At 65.1% G+C, this 18,895-nt stretch carries 17 protein-coding genes; 8 read left to right on the top strand and 9 right to left on the bottom strand.

Features of this window, described 5'->3' with window-relative positions; translation table 11 throughout:
* Window positions 1–29: 29 nt before the first annotated feature.
* Entirely contained in the window at window positions 30–728 is a 699-nt protein-coding gene (locus tag OEZ49_RS15660; RefSeq protein WP_263389195.1) for an SIMPL domain-containing protein, read from the bottom strand.
* A 257-nt stretch (window positions 729–985) separates the two neighbouring features.
* On the opposite strand from OEZ49_RS15660, the gene OEZ49_RS15655 reads away from it, so the two are divergent.
* The gene (locus tag OEZ49_RS15655) at window positions 986–3,289 is read left to right on the top strand and encodes a prolipoprotein diacylglyceryl transferase (protein WP_263389194.1); all 2,304 of its coding nucleotides are present in this window, start codon (window positions 986–988) and stop codon (window positions 3,287–3,289) included.
* Between the two features lie 103 nt (window positions 3,290–3,392).
* On the opposite strand, the gene hppD is transcribed toward OEZ49_RS15655, so the two are convergent.
* Complete coding sequence (hppD, locus tag OEZ49_RS15650) at window positions 3,393–4,493, bottom strand: 4-hydroxyphenylpyruvate dioxygenase (RefSeq protein ID WP_263389193.1); 1,101 nt, start codon at window positions 4,491–4,493, stop codon at window positions 3,393–3,395.
* Window positions 4,494–4,637: 144 nt separating this feature from the next.
* Here hppD and OEZ49_RS15645 point away from each other — a divergent pair, with 144 nt between their 5' ends.
* Together OEZ49_RS15645 and OEZ49_RS15640 are read left to right on the top strand one after the other, a co-directional pair.
* On the top strand, window positions 4,638–5,093 hold the full coding sequence (locus tag OEZ49_RS15645; protein WP_164129369.1) for an Lrp/AsnC family transcriptional regulator: 456 nt from the start codon (window positions 4,638–4,640) through the stop codon (window positions 5,091–5,093).
* Between the two features lie 19 nt (window positions 5,094–5,112).
* Window positions 5,113–6,993 carry a monovalent cation:proton antiporter-2 (CPA2) family protein gene (locus tag OEZ49_RS15640; protein ID WP_263389192.1) on the top strand — a complete coding sequence of 627 codons (1,881 nt, stop codon included), beginning with the start codon at window positions 5,113–5,115 and terminating at the stop codon, window positions 6,991–6,993.
* Window positions 6,994–7,019: 26 nt separating this feature from the next.
* Here OEZ49_RS15640 and cobT read toward each other — a convergent pair whose 3' ends face one another.
* Window positions 7,020–8,030, bottom strand: a complete 1,011-nt coding sequence (gene cobT / locus OEZ49_RS15635; protein ID WP_263389191.1) for a nicotinate-nucleotide--dimethylbenzimidazole phosphoribosyltransferase — start codon at window positions 8,028–8,030, stop codon at window positions 7,020–7,022.
* Between the two features lie 78 nt (window positions 8,031–8,108).
* Here cobT and cobS point away from each other — a divergent pair, with 78 nt between their 5' ends.
* The gene (gene cobS, locus OEZ49_RS15630; protein ID WP_263389190.1) at window positions 8,109–8,876 is read left to right on the top strand and encodes an adenosylcobinamide-GDP ribazoletransferase; all 768 of its coding nucleotides are present in this window, start codon (window positions 8,109–8,111) and stop codon (window positions 8,874–8,876) included.
* Here the strand turns inward: cobS and OEZ49_RS15625 are convergent.
* The 6 genes from OEZ49_RS15625 to OEZ49_RS15600 form a co-directional block, all read right to left on the bottom strand.
* On the bottom strand, window positions 8,869–9,642 hold the full coding sequence (locus OEZ49_RS15625; RefSeq protein ID WP_164129378.1) for a potassium channel family protein: 774 nt from the start codon (window positions 9,640–9,642) through the stop codon (window positions 8,869–8,871). The genes cobS and OEZ49_RS15625 overlap by 8 nt on opposite strands.
* A gap of 122 nt (window positions 9,643–9,764) precedes the next feature.
* Window positions 9,765–10,274, bottom strand: a complete 510-nt coding sequence (locus tag OEZ49_RS15620; protein ID WP_164129380.1) for a CarD family transcriptional regulator — start codon at window positions 10,272–10,274, stop codon at window positions 9,765–9,767.
* Between the two features lie 288 nt (window positions 10,275–10,562).
* A complete protein-coding gene (fdxA, locus tag OEZ49_RS15615; protein ID WP_164129382.1) occupies window positions 10,563–10,901 on the bottom strand; it encodes a ferredoxin FdxA in 339 nt (112 codons plus the stop codon).
* 60 nt (window positions 10,902–10,961) lie between these two features.
* Window positions 10,962–11,339, bottom strand: coding sequence for an RNA-binding S4 domain-containing protein (locus OEZ49_RS15610; protein ID WP_263389189.1), 378 nt, complete (start codon window positions 11,337–11,339; stop codon window positions 10,962–10,964).
* Between the two features lie 6 nt (window positions 11,340–11,345).
* Entirely contained in the window at window positions 11,346–14,249 is a 2,904-nt protein-coding gene (locus OEZ49_RS15605; protein ID WP_263389188.1) for a helicase-related protein, read from the bottom strand.
* A gap of 31 nt (window positions 14,250–14,280) precedes the next feature.
* The gene (locus OEZ49_RS15600) at window positions 14,281–14,850 is read right to left on the bottom strand and encodes a tetratricopeptide repeat protein (RefSeq protein ID WP_263389187.1); all 570 of its coding nucleotides are present in this window, start codon (window positions 14,848–14,850) and stop codon (window positions 14,281–14,283) included.
* A gap of 70 nt (window positions 14,851–14,920) precedes the next feature.
* Between OEZ49_RS15600 and OEZ49_RS15595 the strand changes: the two genes are divergently transcribed.
* The 4 genes from OEZ49_RS15595 (at window position 14,921) to OEZ49_RS15580 (ending at window position 18,853) form a co-directional block, all read left to right on the top strand.
* Window positions 14,921–15,211 (top strand): SCP2 sterol-binding domain-containing protein, encoded by a 291-nt coding sequence (locus OEZ49_RS15595; RefSeq protein WP_164129390.1) that lies wholly within the window; start codon window positions 14,921–14,923, stop codon window positions 15,209–15,211.
* A complete protein-coding gene (locus tag OEZ49_RS15590) occupies window positions 15,211–16,155 on the top strand; it encodes an alpha/beta hydrolase (protein ID WP_263389186.1) in 945 nt (314 codons plus the stop codon). The genes OEZ49_RS15595 and OEZ49_RS15590 overlap by 1 nt, the downstream gene beginning before the upstream one ends.
* 101 nt (window positions 16,156–16,256) lie before the next feature.
* Window positions 16,257–17,261 (top strand): ligase-associated DNA damage response exonuclease, encoded by a 1,005-nt coding sequence (locus OEZ49_RS15585; protein ID WP_263389185.1) that lies wholly within the window; start codon window positions 16,257–16,259, stop codon window positions 17,259–17,261.
* Window positions 17,258–18,853 (top strand): ATP-dependent DNA ligase, encoded by a 1,596-nt coding sequence (locus tag OEZ49_RS15580; RefSeq protein WP_263389184.1) that lies wholly within the window; start codon window positions 17,258–17,260, stop codon window positions 18,851–18,853. The genes OEZ49_RS15585 and OEZ49_RS15580 overlap by 4 nt, the downstream gene beginning before the upstream one ends.
* Window positions 18,854–18,895 lie beyond the last annotated feature (42 nt).

Genomic DNA, 18,895 nt, shown 5'->3' with positions numbered 1-18,895 from the left:
TGCGGGCGGCAGGCCGCCCGCATCGCGGATTACTGACGGATTTCGTAGACCATGGTGACGGTGCCGCTCAGCCCGATCTCACCACCGGCGACGGGCACATCCATGGATTCGGCTATCGCCGCCATGCGCATCATCGGGCGCGGCTGCGGGTCGGAGTAGAGTTCCGAGATCGACACGATCCGGCCCAGCGACACACCGGCCGCCTCGGCCAGTTGCTGTGCCTTGTCGCGGGCATCCGCCACCGCCTTGGCACGCGCCTGATCGCGCAGCGGCTTGGGCTCCTTAACCGAAAATTCCAGCCCGTTGAACGTATTGGCCCCGTCGGACACGACCGTATCCAGAATCTCGCCCAGCCGCGCCAGGTCGCGGACCCGCACGGTCACCCGGTTCGACGCCTGAAAGCCGGTGATCGCAGGTGGCTCGGTGCTGGACCCACGGTTGGACCAGACCGGGGACAGAGACAGGTCCGAGGTCTGCATGTCACGCGCCTCGATCCCCAGTTCGGTCAGGCGATCAAGAGCCCGACCGACCGCCTCGGAGGTGGCCGAGAGCGCGGCGCGCGCCTCCTTGGCCTCTTGCGTCACGCCAAGGGTGATAACGGCCATGTCGGGAACGGTTTCGACCACCCCCGTGCCCGTCACCGTGATCTGTCCGGGCTGTTCGTCGGCGCGGGCCAGGCCAACTGCGGCCAATAGCAACGCCACCACCAGAAAAACCAATGTCCTCAACTTTGCTCTCCTGTTATTCTGTGTCCTCAAAGATGGGGCGGCGGCATGTCGCGCGACAAGGGGAAGTTACGCGTTTTTCTTTCCCTCGGCGGTTCTCTGCTCTAATGTCGCGCCGGGATGTGCCGCGGCGCGTGCTACGGCCTTGATTGGATTGGTTAACTGGTCAGATGAAACCCGCGTTTGCGTTATCCTTGTCGTTTGAGGGGATCTCCCTTCTTCACCGCGCCGCCGGTGGCTGGCGACAGGTGGGCGCGGTGATGCTTGACGATCCCGATCTGGCCCGGTCCCTGGGCCGTTTGCGCGACCTCGCCTTGCGCCTGGATCCCGACCTGCGGTGCAAGCTGATCCTGCCCAACGACCAGATCCGGTATCTGACCGTCGACACCGGCCCGTTCCGGGGCGAGACGCGGTTGAACGTGATCGAGGACGCGGTCGCAACCGCGACCCCCTATGCGCTGGATGAGCTGGTTTGGGACACCTCGCCCGATGGCAGCGTGACCCATGTAGCGGCGGTGGCGCGGGAAACCCTGGCCGAGGCCGAAGCCTTTGCCGAAGAGTACGGCTTTCATCCAGTCAGCTTTGTCGCGGTACCCGAAGACAATGCCTTTCTCGGCGAACCGTTCTTTGGCCCGGCCTCGCGGGCGCAGGACCTGACCGGAGCCGAAGCAGTGGAGCCCGATGGGATCGCCGTCGTCGTGATCGGCCCGGCGGTGATCCCCGACAGCGCGCTCTTGGCACCCGTGGCCGAGGCACCCCAGACAGAGAAGGCGCAGCCGCTCAAGGCGGAGGCCGCACCGCCGATTGTCGGGTTTTCGTCGCGCCGGGGCAAGCCTGACGGTATTGCCGCCCCTGGGCAATCGGACTCCGTCGAAGAGCGAGCGGTGCCCGAAGTGCTCCCAGTAAACCGCGTACAAGAGCCCCACGCCACCCCACCACATGACGACGCGGGTGTCAGTTTCCAATCTATTCGCAGCAGTGAGCCGGTGACGCCGCCACCGGTCAAACCAAAGAGGGGTAATGCTCCGGCAGCGGCAAAGCCGGTAGCTCGGCCCGCCGCGCCCGTCGCCACGGCGCACCCGATCACCGAAGAGGTGCCGCCCCCAGGTTTCACCCCGGCTGTCCGCCCCAGCCAGGTGCCGCGCGACGAAGCCGACCGGCTGACCATCTTTGGCGCTCGCAAGGGTGGCGGAATCGGCGGCAAGCCGCGCTTTCTGGGCCTTTCGCTGACTGTCGGTCTGCTCTTGTTCCTCGCCGCAATTGCCGTTTTTGCTGCTGTGGTGGGCACCGCCGTATTCTGGGACGGATCCGAGCGCCACGATGAACCGGCCCCGGCCTCGATCAGCCCCCCAGCCGACCCGGCGACAGCCGCAAGTCCGGAAGCACCCACCCCGCTGCCGCTGCCGGAAAGCTCGGACAACACCCCGGTTCCCGCCCCGGAGCCTGCCTCGATCGACGAGGACCCGGTACAGCTCTCCGCGCTGCAAGACCCCGCAGACCGCCCCACGCTGAGCGGCACGGACGATGCGGTGCTCCAGGCGCTTCAGGTGGATCCGCAGCAGGTAGAGGAGATGGAGTTCGAACCCGAGCCCGATACGGGTGCGGGACAGACCGAAGCCGGAATTCTGGTCACCGCCCCAGACGCGCCCGAGGTGCCAGGTCTGATCGGTCTGGGCGATCTTTTCGTGGCCTCCATCGACCGCACCGATATCTTCCAGGACGCGGTGGCCCTACCCGACAGAACCCGGTTCGACACCGACGCCCTGCCCGAGGGCAGCAATGCCGCCGCCTCCGTCGGACAGGCCTTTGCCCTCAATGACAAGGGGCTGGTAGAACCCAGCGCCGAAGGCACGGTCAACCCCGATGGCATCCTGATCTTTGCCGGGCGTCCCGCCCGGGTGCCGCCCACCCCGCCGGTCCGGTTCGAGGCCGCGCCGGAAAACGACGCAGCACAGGAACGGCTGGCCTCGAAACGGCCCAAGGTGCGCCCCGACGATCTGGTGGAACAGGCCGAGCGGTCGCAATTCGGTGGCCGGTCACTGACCGAGCTTGCGTCGCTGAGACCCAAAGCACGACCGGCCTCGGTGCAAGAACAGGCCGAGGCGGAGCAGGCCGCATCGCCCGAGGACGAGGCCCAGGCCGTCAGCCCGCTGGCGGTGGCCAGCGCCAAGAAGCCGCGCCTGCGCCCCGAGAGACTGGTTGTGGCTGCGGCGGCGGCAAACACCAATCTAGGGTCTCTGGCCAACCCCAGCCGCGGCGCCGGTTCCAACATTGACGGCGATGGCTTTGTCGCTGCAACGGTCAAGCCCAAGGCGCCCTCGCCCACCTCGGTCGCGCGTCAGGCAACGCTGGACAACGCAATCAACCTGCGCAATCTAAACCTGATCGGGGTCTATGGCACCCCCTCGAACCGCCGCGCGCTGGTCCGGCTGCCTTCGGGCCGTTACAAGAAGGTCAAAGTCGGTGACAGTATCGACGGCGGCCGCATCACCGCCATCGGCGACAGCGAGCTGCGCTATCAGAAGGGCGGCCGCAACCTGACGCTGAAGATCCCCAGCGGCTGACAAAAAAATGGACGGAGCCCGCGCCCCGTCCTTCATTTCGCTCAAAATACTCCGGGGGAGTCGCCGTCAGGCGACGGGGGCAGCGCCCCCTGCCCCGGTTGACTTATTCGGCAGCCTTGATCTCGCCGCTTTCGATCTGCTCGCGCTCGATGCTTTCGAACAGGGCCTTGAAGTTGCCCTCGCCAAACCCGTCATCGCCCTTGCGCTGAATGAACTCGAAGAAGATCGGCCCGATTACGGTTTTCGAGAAGATCTGGAGCAAAATCTTGGTCTCGCCGCCATCCACGACGCCTTCGCCGTCGATCAGGATGCCGTGTTTCATCATCCGGTCCTTGGGCTCGTCATGGCCCGCGACCCGGTCATAGGACATGTCGTAATAGGCCTCGTTCGGGCCGGGCATGAATTTCAGACCCTTGGCCGCGATCGCATCCACCGAGTCGTAGATGTCGTCGGTGCCCACGGCGATATGCTGGATGCCTTCGCCATTGTATTTCTTCAGGTAGCTGACGATCTGGCCGGTTTCACCGCGATCCTCGTTGATCGGGATGCGGATGCGGCCGCAGGGCGAGGTCAGCGCCCGGCTGTAAAGCCCGGTGAACTTGCCCTGGATGTCAAAGAAGCGGATTTCGCGGAAGTTGAACAGGTCGCCATAGAACTTAAACCACTTGTCCATGTTGCCCTTGTAGACATTGTGGGTCAGGTGATCGAGGTAATAGAACCCGTCGCCGCGCGGCTTGGACTGCTTCAGCCACTCGAACTCGGTGTTGTAGGGCGAGGTGTGGTAATACTGGTCAATGAAATAGAGCAGCGAACCGCCGATACCCTTGATCGCGGGCACGTCCATCGTCTTGTCGTCGCCCTCATAGGGTTCGGCGCCCATCTTGACCGCGTGATCGAAGGCGGCCTGGGCATCCACCACGCGCCAGCCCATCGAGGGGGCGCAAGGGCCGTGCAGCTCGATGAATTTTTCGGCAAAGCTGCCCTTTTCGGCGTTCAGGATATAGGTCACATCGCCCTGCTGCCACAGTTCGATACCGGGCTTGTCCTTGTGGCGGGCGACTAGGTCGAAGCCCATGCGCGCGAAGAGGTCGCGCAGCACCTGCGGCTCGGGGTGGGCGAATTCGACAAATTCGAACCCGTCGGTGCCGGCGGGGTTTTCGGGGGTGATTTCGGATTTCGGGGCGTTATGCGGGAAAGGACCCATGGCGCGTCTCCTCGGCTGGCGGAATAATTGCTGAGTCGAGAATACGCGTTCACCCATGCTGGTTCTGCGCATTGTTTTTGGACATTCGGCATTTACGCGCGAGAATTGCGCACTAAATTGAACGAAAATGAGGAAAATGCGCATATGTTGGATTCGATGGATTTGCGCCTGCTGGATGCCCTGCAAAAGGACGCGCATCTGACCGCCCAGCAGCTGGGCGAGATGCTGCATCTGTCCAGCAGCCAGGCGGGCCGTCGGCGGCAGCGGCTGGAGGCCGAAGGCTATATCACCGGCTATGCCGCCAAGCTTGACCCACTGAAGCTGGGGCTGCATGTCCAGGGCTTCATCCAGGTGCATCTGGGCACGCATGGGCCGGAGCAGTCGGCCAAGTTTGCCCGGATGGTGAATTCCCGCCCGGAGATCACAAGCGCATGGACGATGACCGGTGAAGCGGATTATCTGCTGCATGTCTACTGCGCTGATCTGCCCGCGCTGAATCGGTTGCTGCACGAGGTGATCCTGCCGCATCCGGCAGTGGCGCGGGTGCAGAGCCAGATCGTGATGGACCAATTGAAACGAGACGCTCCGCTGCCCACCTGAGCCGGACGAAAGGACACACATGGAAAGCTTTCTCTACCAGGCGACGATCTATCTGGCCGCCGCGGTGATCGCGGTGCCGCTGTCCGCCCGTCTGGGATTGGGGTCGGTTCTGGGCTATCTGGCGGCGGGGCTGATCATCGGGCCGATACTGGGACTTGTCGGCGACGAAACCGCGCATCTGCAACATGTGGCCGAATTTGGCGTGGTGATGATGCTGTTTCTGATCGGGCTGGAGCTGGAGCCGCGCGCGCTTTGGGACATGCGCGACAAGCTGCTGGGACTGGGCGGGTTGCAGGTAGGGGTCTCGACACTCGCGATCATGGTGGTCGCCATGGTGGCTGGCCACCCCTGGAGCGTGGCGCTGGCGGTGGGCCTGACCCTGTCGCTGAGTTCGACCGCGATCGTGTTGCAGACCCTGTCGGAAAAGGGGTTGATGCAGACCAATGGCGGGCGGGCCACCTTCTCGGTGCTGTTGACTCAGGATATCGCGGTGATTCCAATTCTGGCCTTTCTGCCGCTCCTGGCCAGCGCGCCGGGGCTGACCGAACTTACGCCCGATGGTTCGATCAACCTGTTGCATGACGACGAGAAGGGCGCGCACGACCTGTCCCTTGTCGAGGGGTTGCCGGGTTGGGCGGTCACGCTGGTCACCATCGGCGCAGTCGGCTTTGTGGTGCTGGCGGGCATCTATCTGACCCGGCCCCTGTTCCGTTTCATTCACGCCAGCCGCCTGCGCGAGATGTACACCGCGCTGGCGTTGGTGATCGTGGTAGGGATCTCGTTTCTGATGACCCTGGTAGGCCTGTCGCCGGCGTTGGGCGCCTTTCTGGCGGGCGTGGTTCTGGCCAACTCGGAGTTCCGGCACGAACTTGAAAGCGATCTGGAGCCGTTCAAGGGCCTGCTTCTGGGCCTCTTCTTCATCACCGTGGGCGCGGGCATCGACGTGGGATTCTTCCTGGCCGATCCGATGGACCTGATCGGGCTGGCGCTGTTGGTGATCCTGTTCAAGGGCGTGATCCTCTACATCGTCGGGCGCGCGTTCAGGCTCAAGGGTCGTGACCGCTGGCTGTTCACCCTTGGGCTGGCCCAGGCCGGCGAATTCGGTTTTGTCCTGCTGGCGTTTTCGACCCAGCAGAACGTGATCCCCGGGGACCTGTCGCAGAAACTGTTGATGATCATCGCGCTGACCATGATGATCACGCCGCTCTTGTTCATTCTCTACGAGCTGCTGTCGCGCCGGATGCGCGACCATGCGGCGGAGATGGTACCGGACAAGATCGACGAACAGGGGCCGGTGATCATCGCAGGCATCGGCCGGTTCGGCCAGATCGTCAACCGGCTGGTCACCGCCAGCGGGTTCAAGACCATCGTGCTGGACCATGACATGGAGACGATCCAGTTGATGCGGCGCTTTGGCGTCAAGGGGTTCCTGGGCGATCCGACCCGGCCTGAACTGCTCAAGGCGGCGGGGCTGGCCAAGGCGCAGGTGCTGGTGGCCGCGCTCGACGATGACGCACAGGTGACGAAACTGGTGGCCTATGCCCGGCGCCAGCGGCCCGATCTGCATATCATCGCCCGCGCCCGCGACCGCAACCATGTCTATGAGCTGTACCGCGCGGGGGCCGATGACATCGTGCGCGAGATGTTCGACAGTTCGGTCCGCGCCGGGCGTTATGTGCTGGAGAATGTGGGGCTAAGCGAATACGAGGCGGCGCAGGCGGCGCAGACCTTTTATCACCATGACCGCAAGGCGGTGCGTGATCTGGCCGAGGTCTGGGATCCCAATATCCCGACGGCAGAGAATACGGCCTATGTAGAGCGGTCGCAGGCCCTGCAAAAGGATCTGGAAACCGCGCTTATGGAGTTGAACGAGGAACTGGCGTCGCGGCGCTCGGCCTGAGCGCCGCCTGGTTGAACGGACGGCGGTCAGCCGTCCGAAACGCCCGCCTCGGCAAAGGTGGCCATGCCGGAGTGGCAGGCCACTGCGCTTTTGACGATATTGATCGCCAGTGCCGCACCCGAGCCTTCGCCCAGCCGCAGGCCAAGCGACAGCAGCGCCTGTTTGCCGAGCTTTTCCAGCAGCGTTCCATGGGCGCCCTCGGCGCTTTGGTGGCCCGCCACGGCGTGATCGAGCGCATCGGCTGACACCGCGACCAGCGTTGCCGCCGCCGCTGTGCAGATGAACCCGTCCAGGATCACCGGAATACGCAGCTGCCGCGCGGCGGCGATGGCACCGGCCATGGCGGCAAGCTCTCGCCCGCCGAGGCAGCGCAGCACCTCCAGCCCGTCGCGGCTGGTATGCAGGGCAACACCCTCGGCAACCACCCGGGTCTTGTTGGCGAGCCCTGCGTCGTCGACGCCGGTGCCGCGCCCGGTCCAGTCACCCGCCGCACCGCCATAAAGCGCATGCGCGATGGCCGCCGCAGGGGTGGTGTTGCCAATGCCCATCTCGCCCACCACCAGCAGATCGGCGGCCGGATCAACCGCCGCCCAGCCGGTTTGCAGCGCGGTCAGCAGCTCGGCCTCGGTCATCGCAGGGGCCTGGGTGAAATCCTGCGTCGGGCGGTCCAGCTCCAGCGCGTGCACATCCATGCGCGCCCCGGCGGCGCGGGCCAGCTGGTTGATGGCCGCACCGCCATGTTCGAAATTCATTACCATCTGCACCGTCACCTCGGCCGGAAAGGCCGAGACGCCTTGTGCCGTCACCCCGTGGTTACCGGCAAAGACGATGACCTGTGGTGCCTCGATCCGGGGCCGGGCATCGCCGCGCCAGCCGGCATACCAGATCGCCAGATCCTCGAGCCGCCCCAGCGCGCCGGGCGGTTTGGTCAGCTGGCCGTTGCGGGCCTCGGCCCCGGCGCGGGCGGCGCTGTCAGGCCCCGGCGCGTTCACCAGCAGGTCACGGAACTGGTCGAGATCGGTAAGGGTCGGCAGCATGGAAAGCCTCTTTGCAACTGGGGTCCGCCCGTGTTTAACCGTTGCATCCGGTGCGACAAGACCTTGAAAGGCGGACAGGTGCGCAAAAACGACATCACGGGCATTTCCCCATGGGATCCGGTGCTGGCGCTGGTGCTGTTGACGCGGCTGCCGCTGCCCCGGCTGCCCGAAACCCTGTTTGCGCGACAGGCCGCGGCCGTGTGGGCGTTTCCGCTGGCAGGCCTGGCCGTGGGCGCGTTGGCCTGTGCCGCCGGGTGGCTGGCGCAGGCGGCCGGTCTGTCCGCCTGGATCGTGGCCGGGCTGATGCTGGTGGTCTCCGTCATGGTCACGGGCGCAATGCACGAGGACGGGCTGGCCGATACCGCCGACGGTCTCTGGGGCGGGTTCACCGCCGAGCGGCGACTTGAGATCATGAAGGACAGCCATATCGGCACCTATGGCGTGCTGGCGCTGATCCTGTCGCAATTGCTGCGGTTGGCCGCCCTTGCGGCGCTGGTGGCCAGTGGCGCGCTCTGGTCGCTGCTGGCCGCCGCCATCTGGTCGCGGGCGCTGATGCCGGTCGTGATGACCGCCCTGCCCAATGCGCGCGGCGCGGGGCTGAGCCAGTCGGTCGGGCGGCCCGGGCTGTGGGCGGTGCTGCTGGGTCTTGCGCTGGCGGGAACGCTGGTCTTTCTGGTTGCAGGAACCGCCGGGCTGGGCCCGGCGTTCCTGGCGGTTGTCCCGGTTCTGGGGCTTGGGGGACTGGCAAAAGCCAAGATCGGGGGGCAGACCGGCGATATTCTGGGCGCCAGTCAGCAAGTGGCCGAGATCATGTTCCTGCTGGCGCTGTCGGCGCAGATCAGTTGACGCCGCCGGTTTCGATGGTGATCAGCCTGCCGCAATGCTTGCAATGCACCGCATCGGGATCGTGCCGGTAAAGCCCGCAGCCGGGGCATTTGTAACGCACCTTTTGCGGTGAGAAGATCGCGGTGGCCAGCCGGACGAACAGCGCCACGCCCACCACCATGACAAACACCGAAAACAGCTTGCCCGCGGGCGTCGACAGGGTGATATCGCCGAACCCGGTGGTGGTCAGCGTCGCCATGGTGAAATAGAGCGCGTCGATATAGGGGGTCTCGCTGCTGCCCGGCGGAATGAAGAACACAAGCACCGCCGTGGTGGTCAGGAAGATGAAGACCAGCAGGTTCACGGCGGCGATGATGGCATCCTCGCGGGTGCGAAAGAACTGGCTGTCGCGGCGCAGGTCGTGCAGCAGGTGATAGGAGTGGATCAGGCGCATCCCCCGCAGGATGCGCAGGAAGGCCAGGCTTTGCGTCAGGAACGGATCTAGCAGCAACGACAGGATGACCACGATATCGGCCAGCGTGTAGATCCGGGTCAGAAACTCGCGCCTGCTGCGTGCGATCCAGAGCCGGGCCAGGAAATCCGCCAGGATCACCAGGCCCACAAGCACGCTGATCACAGTCAGCACCGGCCCGTGCACCATATAGGCCGTGGCGACAAAGAACAGGATCGTGACCAGATCGAACAGGATCAGCGCATAGCGAAATCGCACCGACGCGCGATCGCGCCCGACATAGAGCTTTCGAACCCACAGCTTTAATGCGCGCATGTCGCCTTTACCCTGCACTTGGCAGCCCATGAAAGACCAATGAAGGCGTTTTGTGCAAGGGGGGTCGGTTGCCACAGAGGGCCGCCCCGAGAGGCAGCCCTGAATTCTGGAATTTATGCGGATCAGGCCGCGCGCGAGGTCAGGACGTCGTCCACCTGCTTGGCGGCGGCGATCTCGTCGGCGCCGGACACGGCGGCCACTTCGCGGGTGAGACGCTCAAGTGCGGCCTCGTAGAGCTGACGCTCGGAATAGCTCTGCTCGCGCTGATCGTCGGTGCGGTGCAGGTCGCGGACCACCTCGGCGATCGAGATCAGATCACCCGAGTTGATCTTTTGCTCGTATTCCTGGGCGCGGCGCGACCACATGGCGCGCTTGACCTTGGCTTTGCCCTTGAGCGTTTTCATGGCCTGGCTGATCACATCCGGCGAGCTGAGCGAGCGCAGGCCGGATTCGGTGATCCGGTTGGTCGGAACCCGCAGGGTCATCTTGTCCTTTTCAAAGGAGATCACAAACAGCTCGAGCTTGAACCCGGCAACTTCCTGCTCCTCGATCGAGATGATCTGGCCGACGCCATGCGCCGGGTAGACCACATAATCATTAGGGCGAAACTCGAGCTTCTTCGACTTGGTCATTCAGATCTTTCCTAGGTTGCGAACCGGGTTTGCGGCGACAAAAAACCGCGCGCGGGGCAACTGCGTCCCCGATAGCGGGCTGATACTGTCGCAATCGTATTCACCAAAAGCACCCTGGCTTTTGGGTCCCATCCCAGTTCTTTAGGTTACTTCGGCAGGAAGCGTACCACAAAAATGGGCATCCTGAAAGATGCACCCTAAAGAGAGCTATGTTTGCTGTGCATTTTCAGCATGTTGTCAGTGCATACCCGCGCGCGGGGCGGCGCGGCACTGCGAATCACCTGAAGGTCAGCCGCCCTGTCCGGGCGCCTCGGAGAAGTACTTCTCCATCTTGCCCTCTTCGCCGTCCCGCGACTCTGCATCGGGCAGCGGGTCTTTCTTGGTCACGATCACCGGCCATTGCTCGGCATATTTGCGGTTGAACTCCACCCAAGGCTCCATCCCCGGCTCGGTATCGGGTCTGATCGCGTCGGCGGGGCATTCCGGCTCGCAGACGCCGCAGTCGATACATTCGTCGGGGTGGATGACCAGCGTGTTCTCGCCCTCGTAGAAACAGTCGACCGGGCAGACCTCGACGCAGTCGGTGTATTTGCAGGCGATGCAGTTTTCGGTGACGACGTAGGTCATGGGCAGAAATCCACTTCTCGTTTGCCGGACTAGCTAAATCACAGCGGACCATTCTTCAAGTCAGGATCGCCCCTGCTCTGCCACGGAAAGACCGGAAGTGCGCGGCTTTACCACGGAGGGGCAACGCGGTTTCGTTCTTTTGTCCGTCGCAGGGGTGGTGTCCCGGTTTTCGTCCAGATCCAGGTACAATGTCCGTGCCTCGCTGGCCGGGCCGCGCCGGACGCCCAGCGCTTCGACCCGGATCACCCGGACGTTGCCCGCCTGCACAAAGGTCAGCACATCGCCCGGCGCCACCGCATGGGCGGGTTTCGAGATCCGGTTGCCGTTGACGCGCGTGCGGCCGTTTCCGGCCGCCTCGGCCGCCAGCCCGCGCGTCTTGAAGAAACGCGCGTGCCAGAGCCATTTGTCGATCCGCATCTTGGACGGCTGGTCGACCATCCGTGGTCAGTTGCCCTCTTTGAGCGCCAGCAGCGCAGCAAAGGGGTTGTCGGGGTCGATGGCCTTTTCCTTTTTCGGCGGGCGCGAGGAATAGGTCTTGGCCCCCTGCTGGGCCGGTTTGCCGCCCTTGCCGCCATGCGGCTTGCCATCGCGGCGGCGTTCGCCGTCCTTGGGCTTGCCCCGGGATTTGTCATTGGGCTTGTCGCGGCGGCCCTGGCGGGCCTCGCCCTGCGGTCTGGGCTGGCCTTCGCCGCGCGGCTCGCGGCGCGGGCCACGGCCCTGCGGGCGCGTGCGGGCCCAGGTGAAGGTATAGAAGACCTCGACCTCGGGCTCTTCGGCAGCCGCCGCATCGGCGGGTGCGGCTTCGGCCTCTGCGGCGACGGGTTCGACCGGCTCGGCCTCGACCGGCTCCGCTGCCGGTTCGGCGGCGCTTTCGTCCGGGGTGTCAACGGCGGCTTCGGCCGTGGCTTCGCGCGCGGTTTCGGGCGCGGTTTCGGCAGTTGTTTCGGGTGCGGTTTCGGGCGTGCCCGGTTTGACCTTGGCCCGTTCGCCGCGCTCGGCGTTATAGCCCAGCCCCTGCATCAGGTCGGCGAACTGTTCCAGCGTCATGCCGGTGATCGAAAGCATGTCTGCCGTCGCCTCGAACCCGGCGCGGCTGTCCTTGGCGCGCAGCATGTCGGCCAGACGTTCCAGCATGTCGATGCGCACGGCCCGTTCGCCCGCCATGCGGTAGCCGCACATCGTGTCGACGCCCGGTTCGGCATCCTTGACCGAGGGCACCGTCACCAGACCCGGCGGCGGTGCCTCGGGGAATTCCTGAAGCCCCTTGGCCAGCGACCAGAGCACCAGGCGCAGACGGGTCGGCGCCGGTTTCAGCAGAAGCGGCATGAAAATGGTGAACTGGCCAAAGCGGATGCCGTGCTTGCGCAGGGCGCCCCGGGCCTCCTGGTCCAGGTCCTTGACTTCTTGCGCCACTTCGGCGCGCGGCAGGATGCCGAAATTCTCGACCATGCGGAAGGCAAAGCCACGCGCCAGCCCGGACAGCGCTTCGTCCCGCGAGAGCGCCAGCAGCGGTTCGAACAGCGCGGCCACCTTGCGGTCGATGAAATGTTGCAGGCGACGGCGGACCTTCTGTTCGACATCCGGTCCGGCGACCTCGTCGACAAAGACCTCGACCTGAGGTTTCAGCGGATCTGCCCCGGCCACCAGTTTGCCGACGGCGTTCTCGCCCCACATCAGCCCGCCCTGTTCGGTAAAGTCGATCTCGGTATCGGGCGCGTTATAGAAGCGGTCCGCGCGCAGATGGAACTGCGGCGCCAGCGCCTGCATCGACGCAGCTTTCAGCGCCTTGGCTTCGGTGCCCTGTGCGCTTTTGTCCGGGCTGAACCGGAACCCTTCCAGACGTCCGACGAATTCGCCTTCGACGGTCACTTCACCCTTGTCGTTCACTTCGGCCAAAAGGGCCTCCTTCTGCTTGAGCCGGCGCAGCAGCACGCTGGTGCGCCGGTCCACAAATCTCTGTGTCAGACGTTCATGGAGGGCGTCCGACACCCTGTCTTCTACAGCGCGGGTTTCCCCGCGCCAATGGGTTTCGTCACGAACCCAGCCGTTCCGCTGCGCGACATATGTCCACGTGCGGATATATGCCAGTCGTTTCGACAAAGCGTCGATATCGCCGTGGGTCCGGTCGATTCGCCGGATCTGGCGCGCGATGAAGTCGTCGGGGATATGGCCGCGTTCATGCAGATGCTCGTAAATCACCTGCAAAAGCCCGGCATGTTCGGCGTGAGAGATGCCGCGGAAATCCGGAATCCGGCACACGTCCCACAAGAGCCGCACCGCCTGGCCCGAGCTTGCGCGGGCCATCACCTCGGGCATCTGGGCCAGAGATTTCAGCGCCATCAGGTCGTCGGCCTCGCGCGCCTTGAGCAGATCCTCGCCGACGGGGGGCTTTTCGAGTGAGCGGATCAGCGCCTCGACCGTGCCGAAACTCAGGTCGCTGTTGCGCCAGTTGAGTTTCTTGAGCGGGGTGAATCGATGCTCCATGATCGCCTGCGCCATGCCGTCGTCCAGCGGCCGCGCCTCGCCGGTAACGCCAAAGGTACCGTCGGACATGCCGCGCCCGGCCCGGCCCGCGATCTGCGCCAGTTCATTAGGCGCAAGCTGCCGCATCCGGCGGCCATCGAATTTGGACAGGCTGGAAAAGGCAACATGGTCGATATCGAGGTTCAGCCCCATGCCGATGGCGTCGGTGGCGACCAGATAGTCGACCTCGCCGTTCTGGTAGAGCGCGACCTGCGCGTTGCGGGTGCGCGGGCTGAGCGCCCCCATAACCACCGCCGCACCGCCCTTTTGCCGACGGATCAGCTCGGCTATGGCATAGACGTTTTCGACCGAGAAACCGACGATGGCGCTGCGTGGCGGCATCCGGGTGATCTTTTTCGAGCCGGTATAGACCAGCTGGCTCATCCGCTCGCGACGCATGAACTGCGCCTGCGGCACCAGCGCGGCAATCGCCCCGCGCATGGTGTCCGAGCCCAGAAACAGGGTTTCATGCAGACCCCGCGCACGCAGCAGCCGGTCGGTGAACACATGGCCGCGTTCGGGGTCGGCGCAGAGCTGGATTTCGTCGATGGCGACAAAATCGGCGCCCATGCCCTCGGGCATCGCCTCGACGGTGCAGACCCAGTATTGCGTGCGCGGCGGCACGATGCGCTCTTCGCCGGTGACCAGCGCCACCACCGACGGCCCGCGCAAACTCACGATGCGGTCATAGACCTCGCGCGCAAGCAGCCGCAGCGGCAGGCCGATGACCCCGGTGCGATGCCCCAGCATCCGTTCGATCGCGTAATGCGTCTTGCCTGTGTTGGTCGGGCCAAGAACGGCCACGATCCGCGAGGATCCGTTCACCTGTCTGCCCCCTGCCCCTTGCCTGGCGTCGTCAGAGCGCCTGGCCCTCGATCCGGGGCTTCAGCCGATTCACGGCACTGGTTACTTCCTCGTGATGGGGATGTATAGCCAGCGCGCGGGAATAGGCGGCAAAGGCCGCCTCGGGCCGGTCCAGCGCCTCGAGCATCAGGCCCAGACCGTAGATCGCGTTATAGTGGTTCGGGCTCAGGGCCAGTACATGTTCGAGATCGGCGATGGCGGGTCCGAAGAGGTTGACCGCGAAATAGGCCGAGGCGCGGGCATGCCAACCCTCGGCAAAATCCGGCGCATGATCGGTCAGCGCCGTGAGATGTTCGATTGCGGCCGGGTAATCCTGCATCTCGAGCGCGTCGCGCCCGCGTTTGAGCAGGAAATCGGCCGAGGGCGAACCGGATTTCGCCCAGAGCGCCTGCAATTGCCGGTCAAGCTGGCGCGCGCGTGTGGTATCTGCCTGCGCCAGTTCCGCCAACAGCGCCGTTTCGTCGCTGGAATCGGCCTGTTGCGCGGCGACGTCGCCGGAAATCGCCACTAGCAGCCCGATTGCCGCGACGATACCTTTGAGATTGAATGGCGCAGTTGTCATAACAAATCTCACATTAGCGCGGTATGCGCCGTTGTCCACTCACGGACATCGTCACGAAACGAGGAAGAAGATGAGCGATATTCTTGACCAGGCCGTGGCCGAGTTGAACGAAAAGATGAGCGGCGCGGGGTTTGCCTCTTCGGCCAAGTTCGCGATCGCCGATGTGGGCGCGATTGTGCTGGATGCCAGCGGCGCCCGGATCAGCGACGAGGATACGGATGTGACCCTGTCGGCCGATGCGGATACGTTCCAGCAGATCATCAGCGGCGAGATGAACCCGACCGGCGCGTTCATGTCGGGCAAGCTGACCATCGACGGCGACATGGGTGTCGCCATGCAGCTGGCCTCGGCGCTGGCCTGATGGACCTGTCGCCGGCCCCGCTGTTCGAGGATGTGGCCGGCGGACCGCCCGGCGGGGCGGCGCATTGGCTGCGCACCGGCGATGGGATTCGCATCCGGGTCGGCCACTGGCGGCCCGAGGGGACGGCGCAGGGCACCGTGTTCCTGTTTCCCGGACGCACGGAATATGTCGAGAAATACGGCGATGCCGCCCGCGAGTTTACCCGGCGCGGCCTGGCCATGCTGGCGGTGGACTGGCGCGGCCAGGGGCTGGCCGACCGGTTGCTGGATGACCGGCGTCTGGGACATGTCGTGTCTTTTCCGGACTATCAGCGCGATGTCGCGGCGGTGGTCGACCTGGCCGCGGCGCAGAATCTGCCGCGCCCGTGGTATGTCATCGGGCACTCGATGGGCGGCGCCATCGGCCTGCGCGCGGTGATGGAGGGGCTGCCGGTCGCGGCCTGCGCCTTTACCGGGCCGATGTGGGGCATCTTCTTTACCCCGGTGATGAAACCCCTGAGCTGGGTCACCTCGAACCTGGCGCCGGTGCTGGGGATGGGGCACAAGAACCCGGCCACCACCTCGCCCGAGCCCTATGTGTTCGTGCAGGAGTTCGAGGGCAACAGCCTGACTCGCGACCCGGCCATGTACCGGATGATGCAGGACCAATTGGCCGCCTATCCCGAACTGTCGCTGGGGGCGCCCACCAATATCTGGCTGCGCGAGGCCCTGAATGAATGCCGCCTGCTGGCAGCGCGCGCCGCGCCTGCCCTGCCCTGTCTGACCTATCTGGGCAGCCATGAACAGATCGTCGACCGCAAGGCGATCCGCAGGCGCATGGCCGACTGGCCGGGCGGTGAGCTGATTGAGATCCCCGGTGGCGAACACGAGGTTCTGATGGAGGCGCCTGCAGTGCGGGGGCCGGTCTATGACCGGCTGGCGGCGCATTTCCGGGCTGCGGGCTGACACGTTTCCCGGCTGGCGCTCCAAGAGAATTCGTTCAGCTTTCTTTGCACTGTCCTGTGGTCCGCTCTGGCATCCGCCCGGCACCGGGCTAAACTTGCCGCATGGCGCGTGATCCGGTTCTGGAGTTTACCGAAAGGGGCATTTATTGCCCGGCGGGCGGTTTCTATGTCGACCCCTGGCACCCGGTGGACCGGGCGCTGATTACTCATGGCCATGCCGATCATGCCCGCCCGGGCCATTCGCGCTATCTTTCCACCACCGGCGCGGCGCCCATTCTGCGCCAGCGTCTGGGCGATATCACGCTGGAGACCGTCTCTTATGGCGCGCTCCTGCGCATCGGCGATGCGTTGGTTTCCTTTCATCCTGCCGGACATGTGCCGGGGTCGGCGCAGATCCGGATCGAGGTGGCCGGAGAGGTCTGGGTGGTTTCAGGCGATTACAAGACCGTGGCCGACGGGCTGAGTGAACCGTTCGAACCGGTGCGCTGTCACACCTTCATCACCGAAAGCACCTTTGGCCTGCCGGTGTTTCGCTGGCCCGATCCGGCGGAGGTGGCGCGGGACCTGAACGACTGGTGGCGAGGCAGTGTCGCGGCAGGCCGGACGCCGGTGCTGGGCGCCTATGCGCTGGGAAAGGCGCAGCGGCTGCTGTCCATGCTGGATCCAGACATTGGCCCGATCCTGACCCATGGCGCGATTGAAACGACCACATCGGTTCTGCGTGCGCAGGGGTTTGACCTTCCACCGACGGTGGCGGTGACGCCCGAGACCGACCCGCGCGCGCATGGTGGCGCGCTGGTTCTGGCGCCGCCCTCGGCGCTGGGCAGCGCCTGGATGCGGCGGTTCGGCCCGGTCTCGACCGGGTTTGCCAGCGGCTGGATGATGCTGCGCGGCGTGCGGCGACGGCGGGCGATGGACCGGGGTTTTGTCCTGTCGGATCATGCCGATTGGCCCGGATTGAACACGGCGATAACAGAGAGTGGTGCGGAAAAGATATTTGTAACACATGGTTACACCGAGATCTTTACGCAATGGCTGAGGTCGAGAAGGCTGGATGCCGATATCGTGCCGACCCGGTTCACCGGCGACGAGGCGCAGGCTGAATGATCCGGTTTGCCCGCCTCTTCGAAGCGCTTGATCAGAGCACACGCACGACTGACAAGGTCAACGCGCTGGCAGCCTATTTTGCCGAGGCAGAGCCGCTGGACCGGCTATGGACCGTAGCATTGTTTTCGGGTCGCAGACCGCGCCGCGCCGTCACCACGACCGAGTTGCGCAGTTGGGCCGCCGAGGCGGCAGGGCTGCCGCTGTGGCTGGTCGACGAGAGCTATCCGGTGGTGGGCGATCTGGCCGAGACCATCGCGCTGATCCTGCCGCCGCCAGATCACCTGTCCCGGCGCCCCCTGTCCGGTTGGATGGCGCTGCTGCGCGACCTGGCCGGGCAGCCGGAAGCGGCCCGCCGAGCCGCGATCCTCGACGCCTGGGCCGAGCTCGATACCGCGCAGCGTTTCCTGTTCAACAAGCTGGTGACCGGCGGGTTCCGCGTGGGTGTCAGCCAGAAGCTGATGACCCGCGCCCTGGCGCAGGCAACCGGCCGCGACGAGGCCGAATTGGCGCATCGCCTGATGGGGTCGTGGTCACCCGAGACGACAAGCTGGGAAACCCTGATCCAGGCGGAGGACGCAGGCGCCGATGCCTCGCGCCCCTATCCGTTCTGCCTGGCGCATCCGCTGGAGGGTGAGCCGGCCAATCTGGGCTCGCCGCAGGACTGGTGCGCCGAATGGAAGTGGGACGGCATTCGCGGCCAGCTGATCCTGCGCGAGGGGCGGCATTTCGTCTGGTCGCGTGGCGAAGAGCTGATGACCGACCGGTTTCCCGAACTTGCGCGGGCGCTGGATTTTCTGCCGCCGGGCACGGTGCTGGATGGCGAGATTCTGGCCTGGGACGGCACCGCGCCGCTGCCCTTTGCGGCGCTGCAACGCCGGATCGGCCGCAAGAGCGTGCCGAAGAAACTGTTGGCAGAGGCGCCGGTGATCCTGCTGGCCTATGACCTGCTGGAATGGCAGGGCCGTGACCTGCGGGCGGCGCCGTTCGCGGAACGGCGCGCGCTGCTCGACCGTGCTCTGGGCGACTTGCCCCCGGACGCGCCGGTGCGCCCTTCACCGCTGGTGGCCTTTGACGACTGGCAGATACTGGCAAACATCCGAACCGAAGCCCGCGACCAGCAGGCCGAGGGGTTGATGCTGAAACGGGCCGCCAGCCCCTATCATGCAGGGCGCAAGAAGGGCGACTGGTGGAAATGGAAACTCGACCCCCACACGGTGGACGCGGTGATGATCTATGCCCAGGCGGGCCACGGTCGGCGCGCCACGCTTTACACCGATTTCACCTTTGCGGTCTGGGATGGCGATGCGCTGGTTCCCTTTGCCAAGGCCTATTCCGGCCTGACCGATGCCGAGTTTCGCGAGATCACCGCCTGGGTGCGCAGCAATACGCTGCAACGGTTCGGTCCGGTGCGGCAGGTGAAGCCAGAGCTGGTGTTCGAGATCGCATTCGAGGGTATCCAGCAAAGCCCGCGCCACAAGTCCGGCATCGCCCTGCGCTTTCCTCGCATGCTGCGTTGGCGCCGCGACAAGCCCGCGGCCGAGGCCAACCGGCTGGAGGATTTGAAACAGTTGCTCGCCCTGCCCGGCACCTGAGCCGGGTTGCCGGTTGCGGCGGGCGGCAACGCTCCTTAAGTG

It is taken from the genome of Ruegeria marisflavi (assembly GCF_025673445.1).
Classification (GTDB): Bacteria; Pseudomonadota; Alphaproteobacteria; order Rhodobacterales; family Rhodobacteraceae; genus Ruegeria_B; species Ruegeria_B marisflavi.
Note: the sequence above shows the minus strand (reverse complement) of the source record. Positions and strands in the feature narration are given on the sequence as shown.